Origin of the sequence: Dokdonia sp. (genome assembly GCF_039945015.1) — a bacterium.
Taxonomy (GTDB): Bacteria; Bacteroidota; Bacteroidia; order Flavobacteriales; family Flavobacteriaceae; genus Dokdonia.
In genome coordinates, this window is the sequence record NZ_JBDUXP010000031.1 from 123520 (window position 1) to 142252 (window position 18733).

Sequence of the window (18733 nt, forward strand, 5' to 3'; positions counted from 1 at the left end):
AATAAATTATGATTTTAGATCAACTTATTCTTACAAAAAGTAAAGCAAAAGAGACTTCATATAAAGAAGTGAAGTCTTCAGAAAAACCTATTCGTAGTGTTGTAAAGGCATTGAGTTGGAGGTTAATAGGGACGTTAGATACACTTATTGTGTCTTATGTATTTACAGGAGAAATTGGGATAGCGACCTCTATCGCGTCTATTGATTTTGTAACAAAAATGATCCTATACTTTTTTCATGAACGCATCTGGAATATCGTAAAATGGGGAAAATAAACACATGTAAAGACACAGGTATGACACAAGAAGAAATACTAAAAATAAATAAAGAACTGAGTGATAAAACACCGCTAGAGATTTGCAAATGGGCTGTTGCTTATGGTAAGAACCCTATCGTGACAACAAATTTTAGACCCTATGAAGCGGCCATTTTATATGCGTGTGTGAGTGCAAGTACAACAATTCCTGTTGTCTGGTGTGATTCTGGATATAATACTGCAGCTACGTATACACATGCAGAAGAGTTAATACAAAAACTAGACTTGCAAGTGCAATTATATGTTCCTAAACAAACGGTAGCACATCGTGCTGTTACTCTAGGAATTCCAAATATAGATGATCCTGCGCATGCTGTTTTTACAGAGCAAGTAAAACTAGAGCCCTTTAAAAGAGCGATGAAAGAATTACAACCTGATGTATGGTTTACAAATCTAAGACAAGGACAAACGGCGCTTAGAAATACATTAGATATTGTAAGTCAAGATAAAAATGGTGTGCTTAAAGTAAGCCCATTTTATTACTACAGTGATACAGAACTTGACGTATATCTAGAAGAAAATGCACTCCCTAATGAGTTTGACTATGTAGATCCTACCAAGGTGTTAGAGCATCGTGAATGTGGATTACATAGTAATTAAATAAAAATTGAAGGAAATTAATAATCATACGAACATGATTGATACTTTAGGAACAAATACAATTCTTGATCAAGCAGCACTACAGGTAAATCCCTTAGAGAGTGAAGCGATATATATATTTAGAGAAGTAGTCGCACAATTTGAAAAACCAGTGTTACTCTTTTCTGGAGGCAAAGACTCTATAACACTTGTGAGACTTGCTCAAAAAGCATTTTATCCAGGTAAAATACCATTCCCATTACTACATGTAGATACGGGACATAATTTTCCTGAGACGATTGCTTTTAGAGATAAACTTGTAAAAGAATTAGGTGTAGAACTCATTGTGCGTTATGTACAAGACGCTATAGATCAAGGAAAAGTAATCGAAGAAAAAGGGAAGTATGCAAGTCGTAATAGTTTGCAAACAACAACACTTCTTGATGCTTTAGAAGAATTCAAATTTGATGCAGCTATTGGAGGTGCTCGTAGAGATGAAGAAAAAGCCAGAGCCAAAGAACGTATTTTTTCTGTACGTGATGATTTTGGACAATGGGATGAAAAAAACCAACGTCCAGAGCTTTTTGATCACCTTAATGGGAGGATTAGTTTGGGGCAGAATGTACGTGTATTTCCTATAAGTAACTGGACAGAACTTGATGTTTGGAGTTATATCGCAAAGGAGAAAATCGAAATTCCTTCTATTTATTTTGCTCATAAACGTGAGACATTTATACGTGATGGTATGATCTGGTCATCAGATGATGCAGTATATAGAGAAGAAGATGAGGTAGTAGAAGAACGTCTGGTACGATTTAGAACCGTAGGAGATATGTCGTGTACAGCAGCCGTACTTTCTGATGCAGCAACATTAGAAAAAGTGGTAGAGGAGATAAGAGCTTCTACAATTTCAGAACGAGGCGCACGTATCGATGATAAACGATCGGAAGCTGCGATGGAAAAAAGAAAACAACAAGGGTATTTTTAGAAGTACGCTTTCGCGAAAGCGTATAACATCAAAAATAACGTCATAATTATATACAATTTATAATGGAGGTATTAAAAATAGCAACAGCAGGAAGTGTAGACGATGGGAAAAGTACCTTAATCGGGAGAATCCTTTACGATACACAATCGTTAACGACAGATAAGTTAGAAGCAATCGAAGCAAAAAGCAAGGCAAATGGTTTTGATTACTTGGATTTTTCACTAGCAACCGATGGACTTATTGCCGAAAGAGAACAAGGAATCACTATTGATGTGGCTCATATTTATTTTTCGTCAAAAACAAAAAGTTACATCGTAGCAGATACACCAGGACATGTAGAGTATACCCGTAATATGGTGACTGGGGCATCTACTTCACAAGCATCTATTATTCTTGTAGATGCACGTAAAGGTGTTATCGAACAAACATATCGTCACTTCTTTATTAATAATCTACTACGCGTCAAAGACATTATTGTAGCAATTAATAAAATGGATTTGGTTGATTTTTCAGAGTCTGTATTTGAAGAAATCAAAGCAGATTTTCAAACGATGATTGATAAAAGTGCCTATAAAGGGCAGAATATCACTTTTATCCCTGTAAGTGCATTATTGGGAGATAATGTAGTAGCATCTTCAGAAAATACACCTTGGTATCAAGGCAATACGTTGCTAGATCACCTAGAGCAATTGGAAGCACAAGATGTGTATGAGCAATCTCATATGCGCTTTCCTGTACAAATGGTGATACGTCCTAAACAAGCAGATTTTCATGACTTTAGAGGATATGCTGGGAAGATTTATGGAGATGACCTTTCTGTAGGGGATGAAGTTACTGTGTTACCGTCGTTAACCACCTCAAAAGTAAAAGAGATTTACTTCTTTGATGAAAAATTTAACAAAGCTGGAAGAGGAAGTTCGTGTACAATTACACTGGAAGATGAACTTAATATAAGTAGAGGGGATATGCTTGTCAAAACAGAAGAAAGACCTTCTGTAGGAAAACAAATAGAAGCAAAAATATGTTGGATGGATACCAAAGAATTACAAGCAGGTACCCAGTATTATTTACAAAGTGGAAGCAACAGAATACTGGCTAAGATCAAAGAAGTGTCAAGCGTAATTCATACGGACTTTTCTGGTCAAGATGATACGGCACAAACTTTAAAACTCAATGAAGTAGGAAAAGTACACCTCCTTTTGAGTAGACCTCTAGCATATGACTCCTATACTAGAAACAAAATTTCAGGATCATTTATCCTTATTGATGCACAAACGTATGCGACTTCGGGCGTAGGGTTTGTAGAATAATACTATATATAAAAAGACTTCTAATGCTATGAGAAGCAATACACGTTTTTGGGAAAGAAAACGCTATAAAAAAGAAAAAGAATGCAAAGTTTTAGAACAGAAATAGAAAACCCAATTGTCGAAAAAGACATTATCGAACTAGCAGATAAGATCGAACTTTTCCATACTGGGAAGATAGATGAGGAGCGTTTTAGAAGCCTTCGTCTGGCGCGAGGAGTATATGGACAACGTCAAGCTGGTGTGCAAATGATCCGTATTAAATTACCGTATGGTAAAGTATCAAGTGCTCAGTTGCATAGAATAAGTGAAGTGTCTGATGAGTATTCTAGAGGGAGATTACACATTACCACACGTCAAGATATCCAGATACATTATGTAGATCTTGATCGTACTCCAGAGTTGTGGGCGCAATTAGAAAAAGATGATATCACGCTAAGGGAAGCCTGCGGAAATGCAGTCCGTAATGTCACTGCTTCAGAACTTGCAGGGATCGATCCAGAAGAGCCTTTTGATGTGTCTCCATATGCCGATGCCATTTTTAAATTCTTTCTAAGAAACCCTATTGGTCAGGAATTAGGGCGTAAGTTCAAAGTGTCTTTTTCTTCGTCAGATAGAGATACTGGACTATCCTATATGCATGATCTTGGCTTTATTGCAAAGATTGAAAATGGAGTTCGGGGTTTTAAGATACTTCTAGCTGGAGGACTTGGATCACAACCTAGACATGCAGATGTTTTATATGACTTCTTACCGTCAGATAAAATCATTCCTTTAATGGAAGGAGTGATCCGTATTTTTGATCGTTATGGAGAGCGTAGAAGTAGAGCAAAAGCACGCTTAAAATTCTTGCTAAAGGATATCGGCTTAGATGCCTTTAAAACACTTGTTGAAGAAGAGCAAAAAGCGATCTCTCAGCATACCGTTCCTATTGATGTGTCTACATATCCAGTAACAATTCCTGTAATAGTAGAAACACCAAAAGTAATAATAGAAGATCAAACTGCCTTTGATACTTGGAAATCTACCAATGTCATTCCTCAAAAACAAGAAGGATATGTCGCTTTAGGAATTAAAGTATTACTAGGAGATTTTTATACAGATAAAGCACGTCTACTAGCAGATCTTGTACAACAATATGCGGCTGGAGAAGTGCGATTAACACTGCGTCAAAATATCGTGATCCCTTATGTAAAAGAAGACCTCATACCCTTCTTTTATCAAGAGCTTAAAAAACTTGGTTTTACAGAAGCTGGATATAATAAAGCGGTAGATATTACGGCATGCCCAGGAACAGATACCTGTAATTTAGGAATTTCAAGTAGTACCGGAATTGCCGAAGAATTAGAGCGTGTACTTAAGGCAGAATTCCCACATTATTCAAAAAATGAAGACCTCGTTATTAAGATAAGTGGATGTATGAATGCTTGTGGACAGCATAATATGGCAAACATAGGCTTCCAAGGAATGTCTGTTCGTACAAAAGATAAATTAACAGCACCTGCATTACAAGTGCTATTAGGTGGAGGAAATAACGGAAATGGAGAAGGTGTCTTTGCAGATAAAGTGGTGAAAATACCGAGTAGACGAGGACCCGAAGCCTTACGTAGAATTCTTCATGATTATGAAGCCAATGCAGGAGGTATAACATTTCAAAAATATTATGCTGCTCAAGGCGAAAAATATTTCTACGCACTTTTAACTGATTTGTCTAGTGTAGATAACCTTACACAAGAAGATTTTATAGACTGGGGAGAAGAAGAAAAATATGTAAAAGCAATTGGAGTAGGAGAGTGTGCAGGCGTTGTTATCGATCTTATTGAAACTTTGTTTTTAGAGTGTGAAGAGAAAATAGAAAATGCAAAGCAAGCGGTACAAGATCAAGTATATTCTAATGCAATATACTATGCCTATAGTTCCTTGATTAATGCGGCAAAAGCCATTCTTATATCCGATGGACAACGTACCAATACACAGGCAGGTATTGTAAAACAATTTGATGAATTATTTGTGACCACTGGTAAAATTGAATTAGGGAATTCTTATAGTGATGTCATTTATCAAATACAGGTACATGCGCCTAGTAAAGATTTTGCAACCAGTTATATACAAAGCGCCGAGCAGTTTTTGCAAAAAGCAAGAGCTTATCGTGTAGCCGAATTAGTATCATAAAACGATCATTGTATGAAATGAGCATAAACAAAATTAATTTTTTGTTTACCAACCGGAATAATTCATTTTTTTATGTGAACCTGCCTGACGGTAGGCAGGAGCGTAGCGGTTGATTTAAGCAGAAAATTTTTTATTTGTTTCATTTTCAATGAAATAAAAATTTTCAAATAAATGAAAACAGCAAGATTAACAGTTGTAGGAGCTGGTCCAGGCGACCCAGATCTCATTACACTTAAAGCAATAAAAATCCTTGCTTTGGCAGATGTTATTTTATATGATGCCTTGGTAAATCCAGTATTATTAGAACATGCACCTACCGCAGAAAAAATATTTGTAGGAAAGCGTAAAGGATGTTATGTGTATCAGCAAGAACAAATCAATGATCTTATTGTAAGCAGAGCACTAAGTCATGGGCATGTTGTGAGGCTTAAAGGAGGCGATCCATTTATTTTTGGAAGAGGATCAGAAGAATTAGATTTTGTAAAGGAATATGGTATAGAAACAGCCATGGTTCCAGGAATTTCATCGGCATTGGCAGTGCCTGCATACCAAGGGATTCCACTTACAAAACGAGGAAGTGCAGAGAGTTTTTGGGTGATCACAGGAACAACAAAAAGACATACACTCTCTACAGATGTTGCCTTGGCTGCACAATCTAATGCGACCGTTGCGATCCTTATGGGGATGAGTAAATTGAGTGAGATTGTTTCCGCTTTCGCGAAAGCGGGGAAAGAAAAAATACCCGTAGCCATCATCCAAAACGGAACGCGAGAAGATGAGAAAACAGGTTTTGGAACCATTGATACCATCGAAAAAGTAGTGGAAGAAAATCAATTAACATCTCCAGCAATCATTGTGATAGGAAAAGTAGTAGAAAATAGAAGTGTTCTTTCTAAAAATATAACGCATCTGCAAGAACAACCATCTTATAAAGAAGTACGTTATGCCTAATAATCAAAACCTAAAGCCGATAGGAGAAGAACGCAATACGTTATATCCTGTGTTCTTAAAAGTACGCCACCTACAAGTACTTATTGTAGGGGGAGGACATGTTGCTGAAGAAAAACTGCGATTCTTATTAAAATCTAGCCCAGATGCAAGAGTTACCATGATCTCGCCCATGTATCGAGGAGAAACCATCAAACTTGCAAAAGAACATCAAGTAACCATGCTTGATGGAAAATATAAAAAGAAACTCCTTAAGGGAAAACATATTGTTATAGCCACAACGGATAAACCAAAGGTGAATATCAAGGTATATAACCATTGCAGAAAGAAAGATAAACTTGTAAACGTAGCAGATAATCCTCCGTATTGTGATTTTTATATGGGAGGTATTGTGACCAAAGGACATGTGAAAGTGGCAATTTCTACCAATGGGCAGTCTCCTACAACAGCAAAACGATTACGTCAATTTTTTGAAGAAGTGATACCAGACAGTATAGATGATTTGGTTCAAAATTTAAATGAATATAGGAAAACCATCAAAGGTGATTTTGAAGAAAAGGTCGAAACCTTAAATGAGTTTACCAGAGGATTAGTAGAAAAAAAAGAAGCATAAAAATGATTAAAACAGATATATTAATAATTGGCGCAGGACCTACAGGATTGTTTACAGTTTTTGAAGCAGGATTGTTAAAATTAAAATGCCATCTCATAGATGCATTACCTATTCCAGGAGGTCAGTGTGCAGAGATTTACCCTAAGAAACCCATTTACGATATCCCAGGTTTTCCAGATGTATTGGCTGGAGATTTGGTAGATAACTTGATGAAACAAATTGAGCCTTTTGAGCCTCAATTTACATTAGGAGAGCGTGCAGAAACCATACAGAAATTAGACGATGGGACTTTTATCGTCACCACAAATAAAGGAACACAACATCATGCGCCTATTGTTGCTATTGCAGGTGGTCTCGGTAGTTTTGAACCTCGTAAACCACAACTGGAAGAGCTTTCAAAGTTTGAAGACAAAGGAGTTGAGTATATCATTAAAGATCCAGAAATCTATAGAAATAAAAAAGTAGTGATTGCTGGAGGCGGTGACTCTGCATTAGATTGGAGTATTTTTTTAACAGATGTCGCTAGTGAAGTGACATTAGTACATAGACGTAATGAGTTTAGAGGAGCTTTGGATTCTGTAGAGAAAGTACAGGAACTTAAAAACCTAGGGAAAATCAATCTTATTACTCCTGCTGAAATTAAAGGAGTTTTAGGAGAAGATCAGGTAACTGGTGTCGTAATCGAAAAGAAAGGAGAAGATCCATTTATTTTAGATACAGATCACTTTATTCCATTATTCGGGCTTTCCCCTAAGCTAGGACCTATTGGGGATTGGGGACTGGAAATAGAAAAAAATGCCATCAAAGTTGATAATACACTAGATTACCAGACAAACATTCCAGGCATATATGCTATAGGAGATGTCAATACCTATCCAGGAAAATTAAAATTAATCCTTTGCGGTTTTCATGAGGCTACACTGATGTGTCAGAGTGCTTATAAGCGTATTTTTCCAGATAAAAGATATGTCATGAAATACACAACAGTAGGAGGTGTAGAAGGTTTTGATGGAACAAAAAAAGAAGCGCCGAAAGCTATTGTAAAAGCAATCGTCTAAGTTCTCGAAATATGCAAGATGTAAAGGTATATATCACAGATAGAGAAGGAGTAAAACATGAAGTGCTAGCTCCTACAGATATGGCTATGAACCTAATGGAGGTAGTCCGTTCTTATGAATTAGCTCCAGAGGGAACTATAGGTGTTTGTGGAGGAATGGCCATGTGTGCTTCTTGTCAATGTTATGTCACTTCGGATCATCAACTTAATGATATGGAATACGATGAAGATGCGATGCTTGCCGAAGCATTTCATGTACAAGAAAACAGTAGGTTAAGTTGTCAAATACCTATAACAGAAAACCTCCATGGATTAGAATTAACGCTAGCTCAAGAAATTTAAAATACGATACTTAAATCAATAGATATGATACATAACTGGCCTTTGCGACTCAAATGTAAAGTAGAAGAATTCACAAAAGAATTGTTTTACAGTTTATATGAAATAACAAATGTAGAAAGTGATCGATCTAAGAAGGTTAGAAAACAGTTTATTGATATTCTAGAACAATTAGAAATAACAAATGCACATATAATTTGGGAAGCTTTTGTTAAGCAATTTTCTAAAATTCAAAAAAAATTAGAGCTTGATGCGCAAGCGGCTTTTGATAAAGATCCAGCAGCATCTAGTATTAAAGAGGTATATCTTGCATACCCAGGTTTTTATGCAATTGCTATTTATAGAATGAGTCATGTGTTACTCACCATGGGAGTAGAGATTTTACCTCGAATGATGAGCGAGTATACACATGGAATCACAGGAACAGATATCCATCCAGGAGCTCAGATAGGCGATTCATTTTTTATTGATCATGCGACTGGAATTGTAATAGGACAAACCTCGATAATTAAGAATAATGTATCTATTTATCAAGGAGTAACTCTTGGAGGTGTTCAGGTAAGTAAAGAACTTGTAAATGTAAAAAGACATCCTACAATCGAAAATAATGTGACTATTTATGCAAATGCCACTATTTTGGGTGGTGATATTACCATAGGTGAAAATTGTATCATAGGCGCTAATGTTTGGATTACAGAATCTATTCCTCCTAATACCATTGTGAGCCACCAAAGCTCTATCAAAACTAAAATAAGAAATAGCTATGCAAGTTAATCCGATTACTGGACAAATAGGAAATACACCACTTGTTGCTCCGCAACGATTATTACACAAAGAAGGCGTACAGCTTTTTTTAAAATTAGAAGGTAATAACCCTGGCGGAAGTGTAAAAGATAGGGCTGCTTTTAATATGATTTCAAAAGCACTAGAGCGAGGTGATATTAAAAAGGGAGATCACTTAGTGGAAGCCACAAGTGGTAATACTGGGATTGCTCTGGCTATGGTTGCAGCTACGATGGATTTAAAAATCACTTTGGTTATGCCAGAAACTGCTACAGGAGAACGTGTACAAACAATGGCTGCTTATGGTGCAGAAATAATACTTACGGGAGGTGATAGAGGTATTGAAGGGTCACGCGATGTGGCTTATCAATATAGAGATGAGAAAGGATATTTCTTACTCAACCAGTTTGGGAATGATGACAATTGGAAAGCGCATTATGCTACAACTGGTCCAGAAATATGGGAAGCAACTCAAGGGAAAATTACACATTTCGTATCGGCAATGGGGACTACAGGAACCATTATGGGAACTTCTACTTATCTAAAAGAGAAAAACCCAACAATTACAATTGTAGGAGGACAACCCACAGACGGTTCTAAAATTCCAGGAATTAGAAAATGGTCTCCAGAATATGTACCTAGTATTTTTAACCCCAGTAAAGTTGATCAAGTGATTGAAGTAAGTCAGAAAGAAGCAACAGCAATGACGCAACGATTAGCTAGAGAAGAAGGTATTTTTGCAGGAATGAGTAGTGGAGGTTCTGTAGCAGTCGCTTTAAAGCTAGCGGCACAAATAGATACAGGCGTTATTGTAGCTGTTATCTGTGATAGAGGAGATCGATATCTTTCATCAGGAATTTATAATTTGTAATGATTAAATATTTGCAAAAAAATTAACTAGTATTTTTTTGTGTTTTCGTTTTCAAGTATAATCTTTGTAAAAAAAATATCGTGAATTATACAATAAAACGATAATGAGAATTGAATGGTTAATCCCTAAAGACCATACTATATTCTTTTTATTAAAACACAAAATTTATGTGTCGTTTTAATTATTAGTATAATGCTATAGAGACCCCTGCTTTATTAACACATTAGATATTTATTGTTTTAAAATGATGCTTAACTTTTCTCCCCTAGTGAAGTGAGTATTCAATAATTGTGTTATTAATTTTACTAACTATTATTTAAGTTAGATTAGACCTACGTTTTAATGAAAATTTTATCGAAAAAGAATTTAAGGCCAATATTTGTGCGCCGTTATGTGATATTACTAATTGCTAGTTTTATATTCTTAAGCTGTAGTAATGAGGATGATTTACCTGAAAAAATAGAATTTTTTCAAATATTATCAATTGGAGACTCTAGAGTTGAAGGTCACGAAACAGATTTTGTAAGTTATAGGTACGAATTATGGAAGCTTTTAAAAAGTGAAGATAAGGATGTAGATTTTTTAGGAACTAGAATTGATGAAAGAATATATCCGAATTTTCAAGATACGCCATTTGATACTAATCATGAAGGAAAAGGTGGAGATAAAACCAATGAAGTCTTAGGCAGGCTAGATAGTTTGATTGTTAATAACCCAGATATGATAGGGAATGTAGCTCTTCTCGGAATAGGTGGAAATGATTTAGTACAAGGAGTTCCTGTTGATAATTCTTTGAGATACTTGAACCTTATTATAGATAAACTACAGGAAACTAATGCTTCTATGACAATCTTTATAGAAAAAATAGCTCCAGGAACAACAAGTTTTCAAGAAAGTAGTGATTTAGATCAAGCTAGGTATATTGCTTTTAATAATGCGATCTCTGATATTGCTATTAATAAAACTACATTACTATCAAGAGTGGTGGTAGTAGATATGTCTGCAATTTTAACAGATGAGGATTATGCAGATAATGTTCATTACAATCAGTTAGGTGCTCAGAAAGTTGCAAATCAATATTTTGACGCCATGCAAATTTTATTTTAGTATTGTATTTTGAAATATTCCGTTAGTTTGTTTCTGAGAGGTTTATAGTAATAACTGATTAATATAATCTACAGTTTGCAAGAATTATAGATTTTTTTTCTATAAAACAGGATTAATTCGATAATAGAGGAAAATTTATCTAATAAAGCTTGCGTATTCCAATTTTCTATCGCAATATTTGCAAGTAAGAAGTTCATTACATATTGAAAAGTTATCAAGAAAGGTGGAGGGATTAGACCCTGTGAAACCTTAGCAACCCTTTCTCTTGAAAGAAGGTGCTACGTTCTATCCGTTTTAGGTATAGATAACACAAAACAAGGCATTGCCTTGCATCCATTCTTGATATATAATTGTTAATGTGTAAATCGTAAAATTTACGCATATACATATTTCTTTTTGATAATTCAATGTTCTGAAAATGAATAGATTAGAGAAGAAAAAATGAATACACTATATAAAGCGCTTAGAGAGCGCATCCTTGTTCTTGATGGTGCCATGGGAACGATGTTACAAGCCTATAAATTTTCTGAAGAAGATTTTAGAGGAGAACGTTTTAAAGATTTTCATATTCCCCTTAAAGGAAATAATGATTTATTGAGTATCACGCAACCTGAGGCGATTGCAGAAGTACATCGTAAATACTTTGCCGCAGGAGCAGATATTGTAGAAACCAATACATTTTCTGGCACCACGATTGCTATGGCAGATTATGAATTGGAAGATATCGTATATGAATTGAATTACGCTTCTGCAAAAATTGCCAAAGAAGTCGCACAATCATTTACCAAGAAAGAACCACATAAACCGCGTTTTGTTGCAGGAAGTATTGGTCCTACCAATAAGACAGCAAGCATGTCTCCAGATGTAAATGACCCAGGATATCGAGCAATCTCTTTTGATGAACTCCGTATTGCTTATAAACAACAAGTAGAAGCTCTAATAGATGGAGGAGCAGACATACTATTGGTAGAAACCGTTTTTGATACGCTTAATGCAAAGGCGGCACTGTTTGCGATAGAAGAAGTAAAAGAAGAACGCAATAGTGATATTCCTGTGATGATTAGCGGTACGATTACCGATGCATCAGGAAGAACACTTTCTGGACAAACTGCCGAAGCATTCTTAATTTCTATTCAGCATATTCCTTTACTATCTGTAGGATTTAATTGCGCACTAGGGGCAAAGCAATTACAACCACATCTAGAAGCCATTGCATCAAGAACACAAGTAGGAATCTCTGCACATCCTAATGCAGGATTGCCTAATGCTTTTGGAGAATATGACGAGACTCCAAAAGAAATGGCAATTCAAATTAAAAATTATGTAGATAAGAATTTAGTAAATATTGTAGGAGGGTGTTGTGGTACAACACCAGCACATATTCAAGCAATTACTACTCTTGTAGAAGGAGTTACTCCAAGACCTATAGTACTATGATAAAAGAAACTCCAAAATACCTTAAACTGTCAGGACTAGAACCATTAATTATTACACCAGAAAGTAATTTTATAAATGTTGGTGAACGTACAAATGTTGCTGGTTCAAGAAAATTTTTACGTCTTGTTAAAGAAGAAAAATTTGATGAAGCACTCGCAGTTGCACGTGATCAAGTAGAAAATGGAGCCCAGATTATAGACATTAATATGGATGATGGTCTCATAGATGGAAAAGAAGCCATGGTCCGTTTTTTAAATCTTGTTATTGCAGAACCTGACATCTCCCGTGTTCCTATTATGATAGATAGTTCAAAATGGGACATTATAGAAGCTGGCTTACAAGTTGTACAAGGGAAATGTGTCGTAAATTCTATTAGCCTTAAAGAAGGAGAAGAACAATTTATACAACAAGCAAAACTTATTAAAAGATATGGAGCAGCTGTTATTGTTATGGCTTTTGATGAAGTAGGACAGGCAGATACCTATGAACGACGTATAGAGATAGCAAAACGGTCGTATGATGTTTTGGTAAATGAAGTCAATTTTGCACCAGAAGATATCATTTTTGACCTCAATATATTTCCTGTAGCAACAGGGATGGATGAACACAAACTTAATGCTATTGATTTTATAGAAGGAACTCGTTGGGTGCGTAATAATTTACCACATTGTAGTGTAAGTGGAGGAGTGAGTAATGTTTCTTTTAGCTTTCGCGGAAACAATACAGTGCGGGAAGCCATGCACTCTGTCTTTTTATATCATGCGATTGAAGCAGGAATGAATATGGGAATTGTAAACCCATCAATGTTGGAAGTATATGACGATATTCCTAAAGATTTACTAGCACATGTAGAAGATGTTATTCTCAATAAACGAGAAGATGCTACAGAACGATTGCTAGACTTTGCAGAGACTGTTGGGCAAAAAGCAGTTACAGAAAAAGAAACCGAAGCTTGGCGAGAAGAAGGTATTCAGAACAGAATTACAAGAGCTTTAGTAAAAGGAATAGACAAGTATATTGTAGAAGATGTAGAAGAAGCTCGCTTATCAGTTACAACCCCTATTCAGGTGATTGAAGGACATTTGATGACAGGAATGAATGTGGTAGGAGATCTTTTTGGGAGTGGAAAAATGTTTTTACCTCAAGTAGTAAAGAGTGCTAGGGTTATGAAAAAAGCAGTAGCCTATCTATTGCCATTTATCGAAGAAGAAAAACGCAAGAACGGTACATCAGGAATAAGTGAATCTGCAGGTCGTGTGTTAATGGCAACTGTAAAAGGAGACGTACACGATATTGGGAAGAATATTGTTTCGGTAGTCTTAGCATGTAATAATTATGAAATTATTGACTTAGGTGTGATGGTGCCTCCAGAAAAGATAATTGAATCTGCGCTGGAAAATCAAGTAGATGTGATTGGATTAAGCGGATTGATTACACCATCTCTAGATGAAATGGTGTATCTGGCTAAAGAACTACAACGACAAGATATTAAAATCCCTATCTTGATAGGAGGAGCAACAACTAGTAAAGCTCATACTGCTGTAAAAATTGACCCAGAATATAAAAATGCTGTTGTACACGTAAATGATGCATCGCGGGCTGTAACTGTGGTGGGAGATTTATTAACCAAAGAAAAAGACATATCAAACCCAACAAGCAGTAAAAAAGATATTTATAAACAAGATCTTAAAGAAGAGTATGCACGCTTTCGCGAAAACTTTAACAACAGACAACGCATTAAGAAATATATTTCGATAGAAAAAGCGCGTAATAATAAATTTCCAATTACTTGGAATGCCAAGGATATCGTAAAACCAAAACAATTAGGAATACAAACCATAGAAAATTTTGATTTGCGATTGCTTGAAGACTATATAGATTGGTCTCCATTTTTTAGAAGTTGGGATTTACACGGACGATACCCAAATATCTTAACAGATGATGTCGTAGGAGAACAAGCGACTGAGCTGTTTGCAGATGCTCAAGAAATGCTACAACAAATTTTTGATGAAAAATGGCTCACTGCCAAAGCGACTTTTGGACTCTTTGAAGCAAATACGATAGATGACGATGATATTGAAGTTGTCTCTGCAACTCCCAAAGAACAGAGAGAAATTTTCAGAACCCTCAGACAACAATCTCAAAAAGCTACAGGAAAACCTAATATAGCGCTAGCAGATTTTATTGCTCCTAAGGAAAGCGGATTACAAGATTATATGGGTGCTTTTTGTGTGACAACAGGTTTTGGAACAGCCCAGAAAGCAGTGCAGTTTGAAGAAGCATTAGATGATTACAATGCTATTATGATCAAAGCATTAGCCGACCGTCTAGCCGAAGCTTTTGCAGAATATCTTCACAGAGAAGTGCGTACAAATCATTGGGGATATGCAAACGATGAGATACTAGAAAATGACGAACTCATTAAAGAAAAATATAGAGGAATTAGACCAGCGCCAGGATATCCAGCGTGTCCAGATCATTTAGAAAAAGAAACGATATGGAGACTTTTAGAAGTAGAAGAAAGTATAGGAGTAGTCCTTACAGATAGCTTAGCTATGTGGCCAGCTGCGAGTGTGAGTGGATATTATTTTGCACATCCAGAAGCACGTTATTTTGGATTAGGGAAAATAAGAGAAGATCAAGTGCATGACTTTGCAAATCGTAAAGAGATCGCTTTCGCGAAAGCGGAAAAATGGCTAGCACCAAACATAGCAGATTAAATAAAGAATTATCATTAAAAGATACTCATGTATGTGAGCATAAATTATGAAAGTAAAAGATCATATAGCAAACGCTATAAAAACCAAAAAAACAGAATTTTCTTTTGAAATATTACCACCTCTTAAAGGGCAGAATATAGAAACTATTTTTTCACATATAGATCCATTGATGGAGTTTAATCCTCCGTTTATTGATGTGACCTACCATAGAGAAGAGTACATTTATAAAGAGCGTCCTGACGGATTACTTGAAAAGAAGATCGTGCGTAAACGCCCTGGTACAGTCGGTATTTGTACGGCAATCCAAAACAAGTATCAAGTAGATGCAGTACCTCATGTATTATGTGGAGGATTTACAAAAGAAGATACAGAAAATTTTTTGATAGATATGGATTTTCTAGGAATAGAAAATGTAATGGCATTACGAGGAGATGCGGTTAAGAGTGAGACGTACTTTAAGCCAAATAAGGACGGAAATGCATATGCTCAAGATCTTGTAGAGCAAATCATGGATTTAAATCAAGGAAAATACTTAGATGAAGATTTGCTCAATAGTGCAAAGACAAGTTTTTGTGTAGGTGTCGCTGGTTATCCAGAAAAACACTTGGAGGCTCCAAGCATAGAAAGTGATCTTCATTTTTTAAAGAAAAAACTAGATGCAGGTGCTGAGTATGTGGTGACGCAAATGTTTTTTGATAATCAGAAATATTTTGATTTTGTTGCTAGATGCCGTAAAGCAGGTATTACAAAACCAATTATTCCAGGATTAAAACCACTTGCGACAAAAAAACAATTAAATCTTATCCCGCAACGTTTTAGTGTAGATATGCCTGATACGCTTGTAAAAGAAGTGATCAAGTGTAAAACTACAGAAGCCATACGTCAAGTAGGAATAGAATGGAGCATTGCTCAAAGTAAAGAACTCATTAAAGCAGGAGTACCTGTGTTGCATTATTATTCTATGGGAAAGAGTGATAATATTAAAAAGATTGCAGCCACTGTTTTTTAACTATCCTCTAATGGCTTTTTGCGTAGGTAATTGCTCACCATCTGCTATGAAATTAATTAAATAAACTCCTGTTCGGAAAGGTGATAAATCTAAAGAAATGACACCTTGCGTCTTTTGATACGTACGTGATTGTATCTGTTGTCCTAATATAGTAGTCACAAAAACTTGTACTTCTTTGTAAGAATTTGCCATCTTGAGGTTGAATATTCCATCTGAAGATGGATTGGGGTAGAGTGATGGAGTATTTTTTGCTCTTGAAGCATTTGTAGTTTCTTCGGTGATCTCTATTATTGTATAACACGTAATTCCACAAGAAATCCTTCTCGGTGCCCAAGCTGTTACTACTACTTCATCCAATGATTCATTTTCTAACATAACTGCTATTGATTCTTGATGATCAATCACAACTTCTTTGGTTTGATATCCTGTATACGAAATAGAGAGTGTGTCACCTTTCTTTGCTTCTAATGTGAAATTTCCTTTTTCATCAGAAATGGCACCTATAGTGCTATTTTTTATATGAATATTTGCCCAAGGTAATGGTGTTATTCTATCAGATACCGAACCTTCGATAGTAGATTGTGCCGATGTAAGTCCAAAGAAATGAAATGCGATAAAGAGAAGTGTAATTTGTTTCATAAGATGAATGCTTGGTTATAGACTTCAAACATAGATGAATGTATTTCTTTAAAAAATGATGAATGAGTGAATGATCCTTTTGAGTGAGGTATTGAACTTAAATGGTAATAAAAACATTTGTATTTCTCTTAAGGTTTATGCCATTTTGGTGTGCTGTAATTTTACTATATTTAGAAATATGACTGCAAAAAATAATTATTCTATATATCGTTCGGATTTATTTAGACATCTGGATGGAATTGTAACAGCTCCAGTTGCTTACACCTTACACACAAAAGGCATTACAAATCAATTACTTAAAGAAGGGAAGTGTACTCTGTCTGAGTTAACAAAATCTTTTGACGCTAATGAAGGGTATCTTAATGTTGCTTTAAGAATATTATGTTCTCAAGGATGGCTTACTCAAGACCTTGATAGCGATGGGGGAGATATCACTTATAGTATTATTTCATCTAGTAAAATAGCTTTTGAGCTGTTTTGGGTGTATGAAGATGTAGTTAATTTACAGAAATATTCAGAAAAATTTCATGACAGAAAGTTTGAGACAGCTCCTTTCCAGATGTTGAAAGACATTTTTAATAAGTTTAAGGAAAGGTATGGACTGACTGCTTCTGAAGATATTGTTGAAGGAGAGATTCAACATCAGATTTTAAAGCATTTAGAAGGAATCATTTTAGGACCCACGCTAGTGCATCTGGCAATGGGTGGCATGTTTCATAAGTATTTTATGCAAGCTAGTTTTAAACCAGAAGAATTCCATCAAGATGCCGATAACTTTAAAGGCTTATTAGATATTTTATGCCATTTTGGTTTGTTTACATCTCATAATGGAACCTATCAATTTACAGAGAAAGGCCTCTTCTATGCAAAACGTGCTAGTGCATATGGGGTTACAGTTTCTTATATACCAACGTTGCGCAAATTAGACGAATTGCTTTTTGGGAACCCTAGAGCTGCAAAAGAAGCTGGAGACGGAAATAAAGAGGGACATGTAGATCGTGCGATGAATGTATGGGGAAGTGGGGGGGCACATGCCAGTTATTTTAAAGTAGTAGATGAGATTATTATTCATTTATTTAATAAACCTATTGAGCAACAACCTAAAGGAATACTCGATATGGGTTGTGGTAATGGCGCTTTTTTGATTCATCTTTTTAATGTGATCGAAAAACAAACCTTGCGAGGAAGTATGCTAGATGAACATCCTCTTATTTTGGTAGGAGCAGATTATAATGAAGCCGCTTTAAATATTACCAAAGGAAATTTGGTGCAAGCAGAAATCTGGGCAAAAGTCGTTTGGGGAGACATAGGAGATCCAGATCAATTGGCACAAGATCTTCAAGATAATTATGGTGTTGCTTTAGGAGAACTATTAAATGTGCGTTCTTTCCTAGATCACAATCGCATTTGGAATGCACCTCAGCCTAAAATTGAGAATCGGATAAGTGACTCTACAGGAGCGTATGCATATGAAGGTGCGCGGATCCCAAACCACTTGGTAGAAGATTCTTTATTAGAGCACTTTGAGCGATGGGAGCCTTATGTGTCTAAATTTGGACTATTGGTTATTGAATTACATACGGTACCGCCAGAGATTACTGCACAACATATTGGAAAAACAGCAGTAACTGCATATGATGCTACCCACGGTTTTTCTGATCAGTATATTTTGGAAGTCCCTGTATTTCGTAAAATTTTAGGAGAAGCAGGATTGCATCCTGATAAGCGTTTGGGACAGAAATTCCCAAATTCTGACTTGGCTTCGGTGACAGTGAATTTGTTTACGAAGTAGTAGTTAATAAGTTATAATTATTACAGGAATAGTGAAGATTATTATTTCTTACACTA

General features: G+C 35.7%; 17 protein-coding genes and 1 riboswitch. Of the genes, 16 read left to right on the forward strand and 1 reads right to left on the reverse strand.

Features of this window, described 5'->3' with window-relative positions; translation table 11 throughout:
* The first annotated feature begins 8 nt into the window (after positions 1–8).
* The 15 genes from ABJD27_RS22685 to metF all read left to right on the forward strand — a co-directional run bounded on the left by ABJD27_RS22685 (position 9) and on the right by metF (position 16246).
* A complete protein-coding gene (locus ABJD27_RS22685; RefSeq protein WP_348169255.1) occupies positions 9–275 on the forward strand; it encodes a DUF2061 domain-containing protein in 267 nt (88 codons plus the stop codon).
* Between the two features lie 20 nt (positions 276–295).
* A complete protein-coding gene (locus tag ABJD27_RS22690; RefSeq protein WP_348169252.1) occupies positions 296–916 on the forward strand; it encodes a phosphoadenosine phosphosulfate reductase family protein in 621 nt (206 codons plus the stop codon).
* Between the two features lie 34 nt (positions 917–950).
* On the forward strand, positions 951–1883 hold the full coding sequence (gene cysD, locus ABJD27_RS22695; RefSeq protein WP_348169249.1) for a sulfate adenylyltransferase subunit CysD: 933 nt from the start codon (positions 951–953) through the stop codon (positions 1881–1883).
* A gap of 62 nt (positions 1884–1945) precedes the next feature.
* Positions 1946–3193, forward strand: a complete 1248-nt coding sequence (locus tag ABJD27_RS22700) for a GTP-binding protein (protein WP_348169246.1) — start codon at positions 1946–1948, stop codon at positions 3191–3193.
* 81 nt (positions 3194–3274) lie between these two features.
* Positions 3275–5362 (forward strand): HEPN domain-containing protein, encoded by a 2088-nt coding sequence (locus tag ABJD27_RS22705; protein WP_348169243.1) that lies wholly within the window; start codon positions 3275–3277, stop codon positions 5360–5362.
* A gap of 171 nt (positions 5363–5533) precedes the next feature.
* The gene (gene cobA / locus ABJD27_RS22710) at positions 5534–6313 is read left to right on the forward strand and encodes a uroporphyrinogen-III C-methyltransferase (protein WP_348169240.1); all 780 of its coding nucleotides are present in this window, start codon (positions 5534–5536) and stop codon (positions 6311–6313) included.
* The gene (locus tag ABJD27_RS22715) at positions 6306–6923 is read left to right on the forward strand and encodes a bifunctional precorrin-2 dehydrogenase/sirohydrochlorin ferrochelatase (protein WP_348169236.1); all 618 of its coding nucleotides are present in this window, start codon (positions 6306–6308) and stop codon (positions 6921–6923) included. Before cobA ends, ABJD27_RS22715 begins: the two co-directional genes overlap by 8 nt.
* Positions 6924–6925: 2 nt before the next feature.
* On the forward strand, positions 6926–7981 hold the full coding sequence (locus ABJD27_RS22720; RefSeq protein WP_348169233.1) for an NAD(P)/FAD-dependent oxidoreductase: 1056 nt from the start codon (positions 6926–6928) through the stop codon (positions 7979–7981).
* Positions 7982–7992: 11 nt separating this feature from the next.
* Positions 7993–8322 (forward strand): 2Fe-2S iron-sulfur cluster-binding protein, encoded by a 330-nt coding sequence (locus tag ABJD27_RS22725; RefSeq protein ID WP_348169231.1) that lies wholly within the window; start codon positions 7993–7995, stop codon positions 8320–8322.
* A gap of 24 nt (positions 8323–8346) precedes the next feature.
* The gene (gene epsC, locus ABJD27_RS22730) at positions 8347–9093 is read left to right on the forward strand and encodes a serine O-acetyltransferase EpsC (protein WP_348169228.1); all 747 of its coding nucleotides are present in this window, start codon (positions 8347–8349) and stop codon (positions 9091–9093) included.
* Positions 9083–9973, forward strand: a complete 891-nt coding sequence (gene cysM / locus ABJD27_RS22735) for a cysteine synthase CysM (RefSeq protein WP_348169225.1) — start codon at positions 9083–9085, stop codon at positions 9971–9973. Before epsC ends, cysM begins: the two co-directional genes overlap by 11 nt.
* A gap of 342 nt (positions 9974–10315) precedes the next feature.
* Positions 10316–11080 carry a GDSL-type esterase/lipase family protein gene (locus tag ABJD27_RS22740; protein ID WP_348169222.1) on the forward strand — a complete coding sequence of 255 codons (765 nt, stop codon included), beginning with the start codon at positions 10316–10318 and terminating at the stop codon, positions 11078–11080.
* Between the two features lie 208 nt (positions 11081–11288).
* A riboswitch (SAM riboswitch) is annotated at positions 11289–11391 on the forward strand.
* Positions 11392–11521: 130 nt separating this feature from the next.
* A complete protein-coding gene (locus tag ABJD27_RS22745; RefSeq protein WP_348169219.1) occupies positions 11522–12517 on the forward strand; it encodes a homocysteine S-methyltransferase family protein in 996 nt (331 codons plus the stop codon).
* Positions 12514–15237, forward strand: coding sequence for a methionine synthase (gene metH / locus ABJD27_RS22750; RefSeq protein WP_348169216.1), 2724 nt, complete (start codon positions 12514–12516; stop codon positions 15235–15237). The genes ABJD27_RS22745 and metH overlap by 4 nt, the downstream gene beginning before the upstream one ends.
* A 46-nt stretch (positions 15238–15283) precedes the next feature.
* Positions 15284–16246: a methylenetetrahydrofolate reductase [NAD(P)H] gene (gene metF, locus ABJD27_RS22755; protein ID WP_348169213.1), complete on the forward strand. Its 963-nt coding sequence runs from the start codon at positions 15284–15286 to the stop codon at positions 16244–16246.
* Here metF and ABJD27_RS22760 read toward each other — a convergent pair whose 3' ends face one another.
* On the reverse strand, positions 16247–16885 hold the full coding sequence (locus tag ABJD27_RS22760) for a carboxypeptidase-like regulatory domain-containing protein (protein ID WP_348169210.1): 639 nt from the start codon (positions 16883–16885) through the stop codon (positions 16247–16249).
* A gap of 178 nt (positions 16886–17063) precedes the next feature.
* On the opposite strand from ABJD27_RS22760, the gene ABJD27_RS22765 reads away from it, so the two are divergent.
* A complete protein-coding gene (locus ABJD27_RS22765; protein WP_348169207.1) occupies positions 17064–18677 on the forward strand; it encodes a class I SAM-dependent methyltransferase in 1614 nt (537 codons plus the stop codon).
* The last annotated feature ends 56 nt before the right edge of the window (positions 18678–18733 follow it).